This is a genomic window from Duganella sp. 1411, assembly GCF_017833525.1.
Classification (GTDB): domain Bacteria; phylum Pseudomonadota; class Gammaproteobacteria; order Burkholderiales; family Burkholderiaceae_D; genus Rugamonas.
Genome location: NZ_JAFICD010000003.1, coordinates 728368 through 743072, shown reverse-complemented (window position 1 = coordinate 743072; position 14705 = coordinate 728368). Strand labels below are relative to the sequence as shown.

General features: G+C 66.7%; 12 protein-coding genes. 4 read left to right on the top strand and 8 right to left on the bottom strand.

The window, feature by feature from the left end:
* Positions 1-691: 691 nt before the first annotated feature.
* Both JOD97_RS20400 and JOD97_RS20395 read right to left on the bottom strand, forming a co-directional pair.
* Complete coding sequence (locus tag JOD97_RS20400) at positions 692-1084, bottom strand: hypothetical protein (RefSeq protein WP_209722335.1); 393 nt, start codon at positions 1082-1084, stop codon at positions 692-694.
* A 19-nt stretch (positions 1085-1103) separates the two neighbouring features.
* Positions 1104-2087 (bottom strand): GlxA family transcriptional regulator, encoded by a 984-nt coding sequence (locus JOD97_RS20395; RefSeq protein WP_209722332.1) that lies wholly within the window; start codon positions 2085-2087, stop codon positions 1104-1106.
* Positions 2088-2167: 80 nt separating this feature from the next.
* Here JOD97_RS20395 and JOD97_RS20390 point away from each other — a divergent pair, with 80 nt between their 5' ends.
* Together JOD97_RS20390 and JOD97_RS20385 are read left to right on the top strand one after the other, a co-directional pair.
* Entirely contained in the window at positions 2168-2764 is a 597-nt protein-coding gene (locus JOD97_RS20390) for a DJ-1/PfpI family protein (RefSeq protein ID WP_209722329.1), read from the top strand.
* 2 nt (positions 2765-2766) lie between these two features.
* On the top strand, positions 2767-3078 hold the full coding sequence (locus JOD97_RS20385; protein ID WP_209722327.1) for a cupin: 312 nt from the start codon (positions 2767-2769) through the stop codon (positions 3076-3078).
* On the opposite strand, the gene JOD97_RS20380 is transcribed toward JOD97_RS20385, so the two are convergent.
* From JOD97_RS20380 to JOD97_RS20355, 6 genes are all read right to left on the bottom strand, one after another.
* The gene (locus JOD97_RS20380) at positions 3075-6206 is read right to left on the bottom strand and encodes a CusA/CzcA family heavy metal efflux RND transporter (RefSeq protein WP_209722325.1); all 3132 of its coding nucleotides are present in this window, start codon (positions 6204-6206) and stop codon (positions 3075-3077) included. The genes JOD97_RS20385 and JOD97_RS20380 overlap by 4 nt on opposite strands.
* A 16-nt stretch (positions 6207-6222) precedes the next feature.
* Positions 6223-7446: an efflux RND transporter periplasmic adaptor subunit gene (locus JOD97_RS20375; RefSeq protein WP_229264580.1), complete on the bottom strand. Its 1224-nt coding sequence runs from the start codon at positions 7444-7446 to the stop codon at positions 6223-6225.
* Position 7447: 1 nt separating this feature from the next.
* On the bottom strand, positions 7448-8674 hold the full coding sequence (locus JOD97_RS20370; RefSeq protein WP_209722320.1) for a TolC family protein: 1227 nt from the start codon (positions 8672-8674) through the stop codon (positions 7448-7450).
* Positions 8675-8759: 85 nt separating this feature from the next.
* Positions 8760-9104, bottom strand: coding sequence for a hypothetical protein (locus JOD97_RS20365; RefSeq protein WP_209722317.1), 345 nt, complete (start codon positions 9102-9104; stop codon positions 8760-8762).
* Positions 9105-9141: 37 nt separating this feature from the next.
* Positions 9142-11322, bottom strand: a complete 2181-nt coding sequence (locus JOD97_RS20360; protein ID WP_209722314.1) for a xanthine dehydrogenase family protein molybdopterin-binding subunit — start codon at positions 11320-11322, stop codon at positions 9142-9144.
* Between the two features lies 1 nt (position 11323).
* Positions 11324-11794 carry a (2Fe-2S)-binding protein gene (locus JOD97_RS20355; RefSeq protein WP_209722311.1) on the bottom strand — a complete coding sequence of 157 codons (471 nt, stop codon included), beginning with the start codon at positions 11792-11794 and terminating at the stop codon, positions 11324-11326.
* Positions 11795-12094: 300 nt separating this feature from the next.
* On the opposite strand from JOD97_RS20355, the gene JOD97_RS20350 reads away from it, so the two are divergent.
* Together JOD97_RS20350 and JOD97_RS20345 are read left to right on the top strand one after the other, a co-directional pair.
* A complete protein-coding gene (locus JOD97_RS20350; RefSeq protein WP_209722307.1) occupies positions 12095-14029 on the top strand; it encodes a phosphatase PAP2 family protein in 1935 nt (644 codons plus the stop codon).
* 72 nt (positions 14030-14101) lie between these two features.
* On the top strand, positions 14102-14662 hold the full coding sequence (locus tag JOD97_RS20345) for a hypothetical protein (RefSeq protein WP_209722304.1): 561 nt from the start codon (positions 14102-14104) through the stop codon (positions 14660-14662).
* Positions 14663-14705: the final 43 nt, after the last annotated feature.

Here is a 14705-nt window from a genome sequence, read left to right as displayed (position 1 = left end):
AACTATGTATTTACTGCTAATCCGTTACTACAGGCGCAAAAAATCCCGCACACACATTCTTAACGTCAACAAAAGTGTCAACTTTAGCAAACGGTGGCGATTTGCCGCATTTCAACTTAAATTTCGTCAAAATTTGTATCGTGGACCGCCCTGATCAACATTGGATGGGCTTGGCGGACGACGATTCTGCTCCATTCGAGTACAAGGCGACCGGAGCGAATCTTTCACTAAACAAACTTGTTCCTACGGGGAATAAATATCAGGACCTTCTGAGCCAAGTATCTCAAGCGCCCCAAGCACTTGAAATCATTGGCTTTTTTTGTCCACCACCGGAGCTTGGGGGGCATCCGGAGGCAGCGTATTAGGAGCAAGTATAGCCGACTTAATTTCCAAGAAGAATTTATTTCGGCGAATGTATCTTGCCCGCAACCTGCCCAAAAGCAATATTCAGTCGCAATCAAACATATTCTTTTGATCATGTTGACTTGCTGAAAAGATATATAAAGATTGCCTCTGTGCAGGAAAATAGCGCACGATCTTAATTCGCTACGGAAATTTTGTTAAAAATCTTACTGTGGATTCATGACGGCAGCATGACGAGGAACAAGTGGTTACGAAAACGACGACGCCACGCCGCTGGGGTCGCGAACGGACCGTGGTGGGAGGAAGAAAAAAAAGGGGGGCGGCGCCGTCAGCGGGGGCCGGCGGCGCGCATCCGCCATGCCAAAACGGCAACGGTGGCGGCCAGCAGCGCCAGCGCGACCACGTTCAGCACCAGCGTGGCGCCTGAAAAACGCATGACCAGGCCGACGCTGACGCCGGCCTTGACACTGAATTGCGGGCCGCCGTCATGCGGAAAATAGCTGACCAGCTGCAGCGCGTAATAGAGTACGCCGCCGCACGGGCCGGTTTTCCAGCGTTTGAGCGACAGCACGGCGGCCAGAAATCCGAACAGGCCGACGCCGAACAACACCGGCAACTCGGCCGCCTCGCGCGGCCCGCCGAGCAAGCCCAGGGCAACGGCCAGGGTCAGCGCGCTATTGAGCAGCAGCACCCGCGCCACCCATGTTTCAAATTCCCGCATCCGTTTTCCTTGTCCGCTGTCAGCCGAAGCGCGCCTGATAGTCGCTCGGCACCACGCCCAGCTGCGCGGCGAAGGCGCGGCGCAGATTGTACTCGCTGCCGAAGCCGCTTTGGCTGGCGGCGCGCTTGACCGTCATGCCGGGCCGCTCGAGCAGGCCGCAGGCCGCCTCCATGCGCAGCCGCAGCAGCAGCTGCGCCGGCGACACGCCCGCCTCCTGCTGCAGCTTGCGGTGCAGCGAGCGCACCGACAGCGCGAACGCCGCCGCCATCTGCGCGACGTCGATCGGCTGCTTCAGGCGCGGACGCAGCCACGCCGTCAACTGCCCGTGCAAGCCCTGCGGGTCGGCCTGGGCCAGAAGCTCGGAGCTGAACTGGCGCTGGCCGCCGGGGCGCTTGAAGAACACCACCATGCGCTTGGCCACGCCCAGCGCGAACTGGCGGCCCATGTCCTCCCCCACCAGGCTCAGCGCCAGATCGATGCCGGCGGCGATGCCGGCCGAGGTGTAGATCGTGCCGTCCCTGATATAGATGGCGTCTTCCTGCACGGTGATGGCCGGGTGCCGGGCCTGCAGTTGCGCCGCGTCCTGCCAGTGGGTGACGGCGCGGCGCCCGTCAAGCAGCCCGGCGTGCGCCAGCACGAAGGCGCCGGTGCACACCGAGCAGCAGCGCGCGACGGCATCGGCGGCGGCCACCAGCCAGCGCACGGCGGCCGGCGCCAGCGCCGCGCCGGCGTCGTCCTCGACGCCGCGCGCGCCCGCCACGATCAGCGTCGATCCGGCCAGGCCGCCGGCCGGCAGCGGCTCGGTCAGCACCGTCACGCCCGACAGCGACGCGACCAAGCCGCCGTCCGGCGACACCATATGTATACGGTAGGGTGGCGGCAGGCCGGCGTCGCGCGCCTCGTCGTTCGCGGTGGAGAACACCTGGGCGGGGCCGGTGGCGTCGAGCAGCGCGAAGCGCGGCAGCACCAGCAGCCAGACATCGATGGCGGAAGCGGTTTTCATCCTGGCAGATATTCCACCATCAATGTCGTTTGTGTCAAGCGCCGAAGTGGGAAGATGCGCCTTCATCAGGAGGAACCCGCATGACCCGCACCATCGGCATCTATGTTTTCGACGACGTCGAGGTCCTTGACTTCGCCGGACCTTACGAAGTATTCACCTGCGCCACGCGGGTGGGCGGCAAGCTGGCGCCGGACGCGCCGCCGCCGTTCCGCGTGCGCACCATCGGCCGCACCTCGGCGCTGCTGCGCGCGCGCGCCGGCCTGGCCATCTTCCCGGAGGCCGATTTCGGCAGCGGCGGCGACATCGACGTGCTGATCGTGCCCGGCGGCGTGATCGACGCCGAACTGGCCAAGCCGGACGTCGTCGCCTGGATCGCCGCCGCCGCGCGCGACTGCGAACTGGTGGCCTCGGTCTCCACCGGCGCCTTCTTGCTGACGCAGGCCGGGCTGCTCGGCGAGCAGCAGGCCGCCCCGCGCGACGAACCGGCGGCCGGTCCGGAAGCGGCGTTTCCCGAGTTGCGGGTACAGGGCAAGCGGCGCTGGACCGGCAATGGCGCCATCGTCGCCGCCGGCGGTGGCTCGGTCGGCATCGACATGTCGCTGCATCTGGTCGAACGGCTGGCCGGCCGCGAGTTGGCGCTGGCCACCGCGCGGCAGATGGACTACAACTGGAGCTAGATATGCGGATAACGCGAGCGGGCGAGTACACCGGCGCGCTCGCCTGGGACGCGCAACTGATCGCCACGATGGGCGGGGCCACCGTGCGGCTGCACTGGACCGACCAGCCGTATCGCTGGCACGTCAACGACGGCGACGAGGTGTTCGCGGTGCTCGACGGCGAAGTGGCGATGCACTACCGCGAGGACGGCCGCGAACTGGTGGCGCACCTGCGCGCCGGCGATATCTTTTACGCCGGCGAGGGCGACGCCCATTGCGCCCACCCGGTCGGAGCGGCGCGCATCCTCGTCATCGAGCGCGCCGGCAGCGTTTAGCCTTCGCGTTTGCGGTGCGCCAGGCGATACAGCAGCGGCAGCACCAGCAACGTCAGCGCGGTCGACGACAGGATGCCGCCGATCACCACCGTCGCCAGCGGGCGCTGCACCTCGGCGCCGGTGCCGGTGGCGATGGCCATCGGAATGAAGCCCAGCGACGCCACCAGCGCCGTCATCAGCACCGGACGCAATCGTCCCAGCGCGCCCTCGCGTATCGCCTGCTCCACGCTGCGCCCCTGCTCGCGCAGCGCGCGGATGAACGAGATCAGCACCAGGCCGTTGAGCACCGCCACCCCGGACAGCGCGATGAACCCCACCGCCGCCGATATCGACAGCGGTATGCCGCGCAGCGCCAGCGCGGCGATGCCGCCCGTCAGCGCGAACGGAATCCCGCTGAACACCAGCAGCCCGTCCTTCAGGTTGCCGAACATCGCCAGCAGCAGCACCATCACCAGCAGCAGCGCCACCGGCACCACGACCTGCAGCCGCCGCGTGGCCGATTGCAGCTGCTCGAACTGCCCGCCCCACGCCGTCCAGTACCCGGCCGGCACCTTGACCTGGCTTTGCAAGGCCTGCTCCGCCTCGGCGACGAACGAGCCGATGTCGCGCCCGCGCACATTGGCGCTGATGACCACGCGGCGCTTGCCGTCCTCGCGGCTGATCTGGTTCGGTCCCGGCGCCACGCTGAAGGTGGCCACCTCCCCCAGCGGGATGAAGTTGGCGCCGCCGCCGGCTCCCACGCCCCGTTGCGTTGGCAGCGGCACCGGCAACCGCCGCATCACATCCAGGTCCTCACGCAGCGCGTCCGGCAGCCGCACCACGATGTCGAAGCGGCGGTCGCCCTCGAACATCGTGCCCGCCTCCCTGCCGCCGATGGCGGTGGCAATGGTCTCCTGCACGTCGCCCACATTCAGGCCGTAGCGCGCGGTCTTGCTCCGGTCGATCTCCACCGTCAGCATCGGCAGGCCGCTGGTCTGCTCGACCTTGACCTCGGTGGCTCCCGGCACCTTGCCCAGCGCGGCGGCGATGTTGGCGGCGGTATCGTTGAGGACCGCCGTGTCGTCGCCGAACAGCTTGACGGCGACGTCGCTGCGCACCCCGGAAATGAGCTCGTTGAAGCGCAGCTGGATCGGCTGCGAAAACTCGAACGCGTTCCCGGGCAGTTTTTCCACCGTCTCGCGGATCGCCGCCAGCAGCGCATCGCGCGACCTGCGCGGCTCGGGCCAGTCGGCTTCCGGCTTGAGCATGATGTAGCCGTCCGAGATATTCGGCGGCATCGGATCGGAGGCGATTTCCGCCGTGCCGGTGCGCGCGAAGATCCGTTCGATCTCGGGGAACTTTTGCTTTAGCGTTTGCTCGATCTGCTTTTGCATCTCCACCGATTGCGTCAGGCTGGTGCCGGGGATGCGCAGCGCCTGGATCGCGAAGTCGCCCTCGTTCAGGTTCGGCACGAACTCGCTGCCCAGGCGCGTCGCCAGCAGCAGCGACAGCGCCACCGAAATGCCGGCGAACGTCAGCACGACCGGGGTGTTGGCCAGCACCCGTTCCAGGATTCCGCTGTACCACGCGGTGATCTTGCGGTGCTCCTTCTCGACCACGTTGTCGCCGATGAACAGGGCCACGGCGGCGGGGATGAAGGTGATCGACAACAGCATCGCCCCCAGCAGCGCGATCACCACCGTCAGCGCCATCGGGTGGAACATGCGCCCTTCGACGCCGGTCAGCGCGAAGATCGGCAGATACACCACCATGATGATCAACTGGCCGAACAACAGCGGGCGGCGCGCCTCCCTGGCCGCCGCGTGGACCTCGTCGAAGCGCTCGGCGCGGGTCAGCTTGCGCCCCATCGTGGCCTGCGCGTGCGCCAGCCTGCGCACGCAGTTCTCGACGATGACCACCGCGCCGTCGACGATGATGCCGAAGTCCAGCGCCCCGAGGCTGAGCAGGTTGGCGCTGACCTTGTACGTGACCATGCCGGTGAAGGTGAACAGCATCGACAGCGGTATCACCATCGCCGTGATCAGCGCGGCGCGGATATTCCCGAGGAACAGGAACAGCACCGCGACCACCAGCACCGCGCCCTCGAGCAGGTTTTTCTTCACCGTGGCGATGGCCTTGTCGACCAATACCGTGCGGTCGTAGACGGTGATCGCCTGCACGCCGGCCGGCAGGCTGCGGTTGATGTCGACCATCTTCTTGTCCACCGCCTGCGAGACGGCGCGGCTGTTCTGGCCGATCAGCATGAAGACGGTGCCCAGCACCACCTCGCGGCCGTTGTCGGTGGCGGCGCCGGTGCGCAGTTCGCGGCCGATCCGCACCTCGGCCACGTCGCGCACCCGCACCGGCACGCTGTCGACGTTGCTGAGGATGATGTTGCGGATATCCTCCAGCGAGCGCACCTGGCCGGGCGCGCGCACCAGCAGCTGTTCGCCGCGCTTTTCGATATAGCCGGCGCTGGCGTTGCCGTTGTTGCGGTCCAGCGCCGTCACTACGTCCTGCAAGGTCAGGCCGTAGGAGGCCAATCGCTGCGGGTTGGGCGCCACCTGGTATTCCTTGGCGTAGCCGCCGATCGAATTAATCTCGGTCACGCCGGCGACGTTGCGCAGCTGCGGCTTGATGATCCAATCCTGGATCTCGCGCAGGTCGGTCGGCGTGTATGGGGTGCCGTCGGCCTTCTTCGCGCCCGGCTTGGCCTCCACCGTCCACAAATAGATCTCCCCCAGGCCGGTGGAGATCGGCCCCATGGCCGGCGCGATCCCGGCCGGCAGCTGCGCCCTGGCCTCCTGTATGCGCTCGTTGACCATCTGGCGCGCGAAGAAGATGTCGGTGCCGTCCTTGAAGATGACGGTGATCTGCGACAGGCCATAGCGCGACAGCGAGCGTGTCTGCTCCAGGTTCGGCAGGCCGGACATGACGGTCTCGATCGGGAACGTCACGCGCTGCTCGGTCTCCAGCGGCGAGTAGCCGGGGGCCGCCGTGTTGATCTGCACCTGCACGTTGGTGATGTCGGGTACTGCGTCGATGGGCAGCTTTTGATAGCTGTGGATGCCGAATCCGGCCATCCCCGCCACCGCCAGCATGACCAGCCAGCGCTGGACGATGGCAAATCGTATGATGCGTTCGAACATGATGTCGTCCCCCGCCTCAGTGCGCGTGCTCGGCGCTGTCTTTGCCCAGTTCCGCCTTCAGGACGAAACTGCCGGCGGCGGCGTAATGCGCGCCGGCGTCCAGGCCTTGCAGCACCTCGGTCAGTTTGCCGTCGCTGCGGCCCGGCACCACGGTTTGCGGCCGGAAGCCGCCTGCCACTTTGACGAAGACCACGGGCTTTTCCTCCAGCGTCTGGATCGCCTCGGCGCGCACCGCGACGGCGGCGGCGCCGCTCTGCCCGGACGGCACATCGACGTTGACGAACAGGCCGGGACGCCAGGCGCGGTCCGGATTGGCCAGCGCCACGCGCGCCTTGGCGGTGCGGGTCTGCTCGCCGAGCAGCGAGCCGACGTAGGTGATCTTGCCGGTGGCCTGCGCGTCGAAGGCGGAGGCCTTGACGCTCACCGTCTCGCCCACGCGCACCAGGTTCAGGTCTTTCGGCGGCACGGCCAGTTCCGCCCACACGGTCGACAGGTCGGAGATGGTGAAGACGTTGGCGTCCTCCTTGACCGCCTCGCCCAGCGCCAGGTGTTTTTCCATGACGATGCCGTCGAACGGCGCGCGCAGTTCCAGCCGGTTCAGGTCCGGGCCGGAGGCGGCGCCGGTGCCGAACGCGCTCAGTTTCTGGCGCGCGTTGCGCACCGCGATCTCGGCCTCGCTCATCGCCTGTTTGGCCTGCAGATAATCCTGCTCGGCGGAGATCTTGTCCTGCCACAGCCGGCGCTCGCGATCGAGCGTGGTGCCGGCCAGCTCCAGCCGGCGCTGCGCCGACAGCAGCTCGCTGCGCTGCTCGGACAAGCCGCTGCTGGCGATCACCGCCAGCACCTGCCCCTGCTTGACGCTCTGGCCCAGGTCCGCCATCACGGCGGTGACCACGCCGGACAACTTGGGCACCACATGCGCGGTGCGGTCCTCGTTGAAGCGGATCTCCCCCGGCAGCGTGATGGCGACGCTGATGTCGGCCGGCCCGGCGGCGGCGACGACGATGCCGGCCGCTTTGATCTGGGCGTCGTCGAGGGCGATTTTTTCGCGCTTTTCCGGCGCGCCGTGGTCGTCCTTGTGCGGCGCTGCCGCTTCCGAACCATGGGCATCCCGATTTTCCGGCGTTTCGGCGCCGCGTTTCGGCATCAGCATCCACGCCGCCAGCAGCACGCCGATGACCGCCATGACGGCGATCGCGATTTTTTGTTTTCTGGTGATGTTGTTCATATGGTCTTTCATGTCATTGGTCCTCGCCGAGGATGCGCACGATGGCGGAGCTGGCGCGATGCGCCGCCGCCAGGGCGTTCAGGTATTGGGATTTCGCTTCGAGCAGCGTGCGCTGGGCGTCGAGCACGTCGAGGAAGCCGAATTTTCCGTATTCGAAGCCGGTGCTGGCCGCCTCGTAGGCGCTTTGGGCGCCGGGCAGGATTTCGCCGCGCAGCGCCAGCGCCTGTTCTCGGGCGACGTCGAATTCCTCGCGCGCCTGCGCCAATTCCGCGTCCAGCCGCAGCGCGGTCGATGCCAGCTCGTCGCGCGCCTTGTCGACGCGGCGCGCCGTCTCCAGCACGTTGCCCTGGTTACGGTCGAACAACGGCAGCGGCACCGAGATGCCGAACACCGCCTGCGAGCGACCCAGCTCCTCCGAGCGCTTGCTGCCGACATTGAAGGTGACATCGGGCACGCGGCGGGTCAGCTCGACCTTGGCCAGCGCCTCGCGCTTGCCCAGCTCCGAGCGCGCCAGCGCCATGGCCGGCGCCCGCGCCAGCCGGTGGTGCAGCAAGGCCTGGTCGGGCAGCGACGGCAACGCATCGAGCTCGCCGTCGGCCTTCTCGAAGCGCGGCGCCGGATTGCCCCACATCGCCGCCAGCCGCTTGCGCGCGACCGCCAGCGTGCCGCGCGCGCGCAGCAGGTCCAGTTGCACGGTCGACGCGGCGACCTTGGCGCGCGTCTCCTCCACCGGCGACACCTTGCCGGCGACCACGCGCCGTCCGGTGGCCGCCGCCGCGCGCCGCGCCAGCTCGGACGCCTCCTGCGCCAGCCGCAATTGCTCCTGCGCCGCCAGCACCGCGAACCAGCCGTCGATGACATCGGCGCGGATATCCGCCTGGCGCGCGCCCAGCTGCGCCGACGCGCTATCGCGTTCGCGCAGGGCCGCCTGCACGCGCGCCTGCCGTTTGCCGCCCAGCTCCAGCGGCTGACTCAATAAAAAGGTGGTTTCGCGGGTGTCACGGCGGGTATCGACCCGCTCCACCGACAGCGAAGGATTGGGAAGCAAGCCGACCTGCCGGACCGCGCCGTCCACGGCCAGCAGCTCGTGGCGGGCGGCCGACAGGTCGGCGTTGGCGCCGGCGGCCAGCGCCAGCGCCGTCTCCAAGGTCAATGGCCCGGTGGGCTCGGGCACGGGGGATAGGGCCAGCGCGCACGCCGGCCATGCCGCCATAGATAGCGACAAAACATACTTGAACATCGAATTCTCCGGATAAATGGAAAAGAATTCGACGAGACGTCACCGTCGTCCGACAGAAAAATGAGGGGTGGGAGGTCTCGTCGCGCTAGGCGACGAGCGGCCAATTGGGCCGTTGGGGCCCATCGGAGATATAAGACAGATAATCGATCAATAGCGGCGCGGCGTGCGCCTGCGCGGCCGGCTGCACGACCAGGGCGCCGTCTTCCAGCACCGAAGCCTGCACCGCATGATGGCAAACTTCACAATCGCTGTGAACCTTGACAGGCTTGCCATGGTCGGGATCTTCATCCGACTGCGCCTGATGCTGGTGGCCGTGATGGCCGAAGTGGCTCACCTTGGCCGGCTCGTGCTGGCAATAGACGGCCGCCATCGACCAGGCGTACTGGATCGGCAGTATGGTCAGCAGCAGGATGAGCAATAGCTTTTTCACCAAGCTATTGTAGCAGCCCGCCGCCGGCCTTGCCTTGTCAGGCCTTTTTCAGCAGCTCGGGACGCAGCGGCATCTCGCGCACCCGTTTGCCGGTGGCCGCGAAGACCGCGTTGGTCAGCGCCGCGCCCACGCCGGCGGTACCCGGCTCGCCGATGCCGCCCGGCGCCTCGGTGCTGTTGACGATCTCCACCTCGATCGCCGGCGCCTCGCTCAGGCGCAGGATGCGGTAGTCGTGGAAGTTGGACTGCTCGATGCGCCCGTCCTTGAACGTGATGGCGCCGAACAGACCCGCCGTCAGGCCGTAGTTGATGCCGCTCTGGATCTGCGCGACGACCGTGTCCGGATTGACGACATGGCCGCAATCGACCACGCAGACCACGCGCTTGACGGCCACCTCGCCGTCGTCGTTGACGCTGACGTCGACCACCTGCGCCAGATAGGTGCCCCACGCGCGCATCAAGGCGATGCCGCGTCCGGAGCCTGGCGGCGATTTATCGCCCCAGCCGGCGCGTTGCGCTGCCAGTTTCAGCACGCGGGCCGCGCGCGGCTGCTTGTCGAGCATCGCCAGGCGATAGGCCAGCGGGTCCCGGCCGGCTTTGTCCGCCAGTTCGTCGATAAAGCTCTCCAGCACCGCCATGTTGCGGGTCGGGCCCACGCCGCGCCAGAAGCCGCTCGGCACCGGACCATCCTCGCGGGTGTACTCGGTGCGCATGTTCGGGATATCGTAGGAGAAGACATCCGAGCCTTCGACGTTATCGGTATCCAGGCCGTTTTGCAGGAACGACGGCGCGAACGTGGCCAGGTTCGACGGCCCCGCGATCTTGTGCGAAAACGCCACCGGCCTGCCGCTGGCGTCGAGCGACGCCGACACCGAATGCGCGTACAGGCCGCGCACCAGGTCGTGCTGGATATCCTCCTCGCGGCTCCACACCACCTTCAGCGGCCACTTGACCTGTTTGGCCAGCGCCGCGGCCTGCACCACGTAATCGGTGTACAGGCGGCGCCCAAAACCGCCGCCGATCAGGTGATTGTGCAGCGTGACCTTTTCCGGCGCCAGTCCCAGCGCCTTGGCGGCATCGTCGCGCGCGCGTGCCGGCACCTGCGAGCCGACCCAGATCTCGGCGCTGCCCTGCTTCGCGTCGTAATGGACGGTGCAGTTCATCGGCTCCATGGTCGCGTGGGCCAGCATCGGATTGACGTAGACGGCCTCCACCCGCTTGCCGTCGGCGGCGATGACCTTGAGCGCGTCGCCGTCGTTGCGCGCCACCTTGCCGGGCTTTTTCAGCGCCTCGAGCATGATGGTGCGGACGTCGTCGGTGGACAGTTTCGCGTATTGGCCCTCGTCCCAGGCGATGTCCAGCGCGGCCAATCCCTGCTTGGCGTACCAATAGTTATCGGCCACCACGGCCACCGCGTTATCGAGCTTGACGACATCGCGCACGCCGCGCAGCTTGCGCGCCTTCGCATCCTTGACGGATCTAAGCTTGCCGCCGACGACAGGGCTGGCCGCCACCACCGCCACCTTCATGCCCGGCACCACGGTATCGATGCCGAACAGCGCGGTGCCATCGGTTTTGCCCTTGGCGTCGAGGCGTTTGAGCGGCTTGCCGATCAATGTGAAGTCTTTCGGATCCTTCAGCGCGATCTTCTCCGGCACCGGCAGTTTGCCGGCCGCCTGCACCAGCCGGCCGTACTTGATGCGGCGGCCGCTGGCCGGGTGCACCACCTCACCGTGTTCGGCGTGGCAGCTGTCCGGCGCCACCTGCCACTGGTCGGCGGCGGCCTGGATCAGCACCATGCGGGCGGCGGCGCCGGTCTGGCGCATCGGCTCCCACATCAGGCGAATGGTGGTCGAACCGCCGGTGAACTGGTCGCCGAACGGCGCGCCATAGACCTTGGGATTGGGCGGCGCGTGGCGCAGCGCGATCTTATCCATGTCCACCTCCAGCTCCTCGGCGATCAGCATCGGGATGGAAGTATAGGTACCCTGCCCCATCTCGACCTTGGGCATGGTGAGGGTGATGGTATCGTCGGCGCCGATGGCGATGAAGGCATTCAGGTCCGCCGGCGCGCTGACCGCCTTGGCGGCGGTGGCGGCGGACGCCTCGTCCGGCAGGCTCCAAAAGCCTACCATCAGCCCCCCGCCGGCGGCGGCGGCGATTTTCAGGAAGCCGCGGCGCGACTGCTCGATCGACCCGATATTCAACGGTGCGTTCATGTCAGGCCCCCTTCAGCAGCGGTGACTTGGCGGCATCCTTGATCGCCGCGCGGATGCGGGTGTAGGTGCCGCAGCGGCAGATGTTACCGGACATCGCATTATCGATATCGGCGTCGGTCGGCTGCTTGTTGGTGGCCAGCAGCGCGGCGGCCGACATGATCTGGCCGGATTGACAGTAGCCGCACTGCACCACCTCGGCGGCGACCCAGGCCTGCTGCGCCGCCTTGCCGGCGGGGGTGGCGGACACGCCCTCGATGGTGGTGATTTTCTTGCCGGCGACGGCCGACACCGGCAGCACGCACGAACGCGTGGCCTCGCCGTCGACGTGGACGGTGCAGGCGCCGCACAGCGCCATGCCGCAGCCGAACTTGGTGCCCATCATATGCGCCTCATCGCGCAGCACCCACAACAGCGGCATGTCGCCGGGCACGTCGAACTCCCGGGTCTTGCCATTGATTTCGAACTTAACCATGCGCGGCTCCTAAATTGCAAAAGCCACACTATAGGCAGATATGTCCCCCCAACAATACTACCCAAAAGTGATACAAGCAAAAGCAACTCCAGGGTCAGGTCCACCATTTCTACACGAGCGGGTCCGTATCAGCCGAAAACCGTCGATTCGCCGCGATAGTGCTCAGTTCGTGTAGAAATGGTGGACCTGACCCCGGAGTATATTTTGGGGTGGAAGCGATTCCATTGCGAGCAGGTAACAACCTTGTCATATGACGTCATTACTCTATGGCCTTTTTACCTCTGACCATTGGACCTCCCTATGCATCTCGTTCCGTCGCGCCCCCTTATCCTCGCCATCAGCATCGCCGCCGCCCTGAGCGCTTGCGGCGGCTCCAGCAATGATCAGGCTTTGGTCATCCCGGCGGCGCCGGCCGACCAGGGCGCGGCCGACGTGGCGCCAGTGCCCGCCGTTACCGCCTTTGTCGATACCGTCGCCACCAACCAGCGCGGCGACGCCCGCTATGCGACCCTGGACACCAACGCCGGCGTGCGCGTGCTCGGCGGCATGCTGCAGATCTGGAAGCCGTTGACCGAAATCGTCGACGCCGGCCAGACCGCGCCCGCCGTCGCCGGCTTCCCGGCCGTCGTGACCTCGGCCTGGACCGGCGTGCCCAACGACGGCACCAACGGCGGCACCATCGTCAACCAGGCCGTGCACGCGGCCAATATCGATTACGTGGTCAGGGCCACCGCCAACCGCACCCCGGAACAGGCGCTGGCCGCCTATCTGGACGACCGCCGCAACAAGGGCTACAGCGTCAGCGACGCCATGGGCCCGCTGACGACCGCCTGGCGCGCCGCCGCCCAGCAGACCACCACCATCACGTCGATCCCGGCCGACGCCACCACCGTGCTGTATAACGACGGCGGCAACAACAACGGCGTCGGCGGCAGCGCCAATCCGAGCTTCGGCGCCGTCGTCGATTTCGTCAACATGGTCGGCGCCAACGGTTCGACCGAGCCGGCCAAACGCTTCTATAAATATGCGCGCCCTTACCGCTGGAGCAGCGCGGTGCAGGTGTTGCCGGCGCTGAACCCGGCCAAGAGCCCGACCCCGACCACCGACGGCGGCTTCACCAGCGGCCATTCGGCCGAGGGAGTGCGCAACGCGCTGGCGATGGCCTACGCGGTGCCGGAGCGCTTCCAGGAAATCATCAGCCGCGGCCTGGAGCTGGGCGAGTCGCGCATCCTGGCCGGCATGCATTCGCCGCTCGACGTGCTCAGCGGCCGCATCCACGGCGAGGCCGTCGTCGCCGCCAACCTGGTCGATCCGGCCAACGCCGCGAAAAAGGCGGCCGGCTACGCCCAGGCCCACAGCACTTTGATGGCCGCGACCTCGACCACGCCGACCACCTTCACCGCCTTCGCCCAGTCGGGCAGCGACCGCTTCTCGGACTACGCCACCAACAAGGCCAACTATCTGCGCCGCATGACCTATGGTTTCGCGCCGATCGCGCCGACCAACGTCGCCGCGTCCGTGCCGAAGGGCGCCGAGGTGCTGCTGGAGACCCGCCTGCCCTACCTGAGCGATGCCCAGCGCCGCGTGGTGCTGAAAACCACGGCCGTCGCTTCCGGCTATCCGGTGATGGACGATCCGGAAGGCTGGGGCCGGCTTAACCTGTTCGCGGCGGCCGACGGCTACGGCGCCTTCACCGGCAACGTGGTGCTGGTCATGGACGCGGCCAAGGGCGGCTTCAACGCGGCCGACCGCTGGCGCAACGATATCGGCGGCACCGGCAAGCTGGTCAAGCAGGGCAGCGGCGCACTGAAATTGGCTGGCAATAACAGCTGGACCGGCGGCACCGAACTGGCGGCCGGCACGCTCGAAGGTGTGTCGTCGACGGCCTTCGGCGCCGGCGATGTCTACGTCGGCGGCGGCACCCTGATCGCCAACGCGCCAGCCTCGCTGAAACTGGCCGGCAAGTACACGCAGCTGGCCGGCGCCACCACGCTGGAACTGAACGCGCTCGGCGGCGACCGCGGCACCATGACCGTGGCCGGCACCGCCACCATCGCCGGCGGCACCTTGCACATCAAGTTCCCCGGCGGCTACAAGCCGAAGTCGGGCGACAGCCTGATCGCGCTCAGCGCCGGCAGCCTCAAAGGCCACTTCACCACCATCACGGTCGATGGCTTCGCCAACGTGGCGCCGGTGTACGGCGCGACCACGTTGACATTGACGGTCAGTAACTAAACCTTTCGCTCTACCGGTATCATGGGGCATGATTCGTCATGCCCTTTTTTTATCGATTAGCGCGGAACTCCGATGAACGACAACGACCCGACATCGCACCCCCAGGGCGATTTTTTCAACGCCGACCGTTTCCATAACGATCTGCAGAATTTCAGCAAGCAGATCGCCGGCTGCGACAAACTGGTCCGCATGGCGAATATCAGCCTGAACCAGATCGATGCGCGCATCGCCGAGGCGGCGCGCATCGAGGCCAAGGCGGCCGCGATCGTCGACGCCGCCGCCCGGGAGGCGGGCCGGGTGGCGGCCGAATCGGCCAGCATCGCGGTGGCCGACATGATGGGCAAGATGGCGGCGGTGACCAAGGAGGCCGAACAGGTCGTCCAGGCGATCAACCGCAGCCGCGGACAAACCGGCTTGTGGATCGCGTTCTACATCGTTTGCACCTTGGTGATGTGCCTGCTCACGGCGTGGATTACGCAACGCATCGCCAAGTCATCGGCTATCACCCCGGAAATCACCGAGTCCATCGCGCTGGGCGAAAAGCACGAGGCGCTGCTGCGCAAGGCGACCGACAAGGAACGCAAGATGATCAACGAGATCATCGCCCGCAAGCCGAAGTCCAAGGAGCGTTAGATACCCGTCGGATATTTGACCGGGGTGGCGACGCTGGCTATGA

What these genes read in the sequence shown, in the direction of transcription:
- JOD97_RS20355 (WP_209722311.1), bottom strand. Translation starts at nt 11,794, where the DNA reads ATGGTTAAGTTCGAAATCAATGGCAAGACCCGGGAGTTCGACGTGCCC.
- JOD97_RS20375 (WP_229264580.1), bottom strand. Translation starts at nt 7,446, where the DNA reads ATGAAAGACCATATGAACAACATCACCAGAAAACAAAAAATCGCGATC.
- JOD97_RS20395 (WP_209722332.1), bottom strand. Translation starts at nt 2,087, where the DNA reads ATGAAAACCGCTTCCGCCATCGATGTCTGGCTGCTGGTGCTGCCGCGC.
- JOD97_RS20350 (WP_209722307.1), top strand. Translation starts at nt 12,095, where the DNA reads ATGCATCTCGTTCCGTCGCGCCCCCTTATCCTCGCCATCAGCATCGCC.
- JOD97_RS20370 (WP_209722320.1), bottom strand. Translation starts at nt 8,674, where the DNA reads ATGTTCAAGTATGTTTTGTCGCTATCTATGGCGGCATGGCCGGCGTGC.
- JOD97_RS20400 (WP_209722335.1), bottom strand. Translation starts at nt 1,084, where the DNA reads ATGCGGGAATTTGAAACATGGGTGGCGCGGGTGCTGCTGCTCAATAGC.
- JOD97_RS20385 (WP_209722327.1), top strand. Translation starts at nt 2,767, where the DNA reads ATGCGGATAACGCGAGCGGGCGAGTACACCGGCGCGCTCGCCTGGGAC.
- JOD97_RS20345 (WP_209722304.1), top strand. Translation starts at nt 14,102, where the DNA reads ATGAACGACAACGACCCGACATCGCACCCCCAGGGCGATTTTTTCAAC.
- JOD97_RS20360 (WP_209722314.1), bottom strand. Translation starts at nt 11,322, where the DNA reads ATGAACGCACCGTTGAATATCGGGTCGATCGAGCAGTCGCGCCGCGGC.
- JOD97_RS20380 (WP_209722325.1), bottom strand. Translation starts at nt 6,206, where the DNA reads ATGTTCGAACGCATCATACGATTTGCCATCGTCCAGCGCTGGCTGGTC.
- JOD97_RS20390 (WP_209722329.1), top strand. Translation starts at nt 2,168, where the DNA reads ATGACCCGCACCATCGGCATCTATGTTTTCGACGACGTCGAGGTCCTT.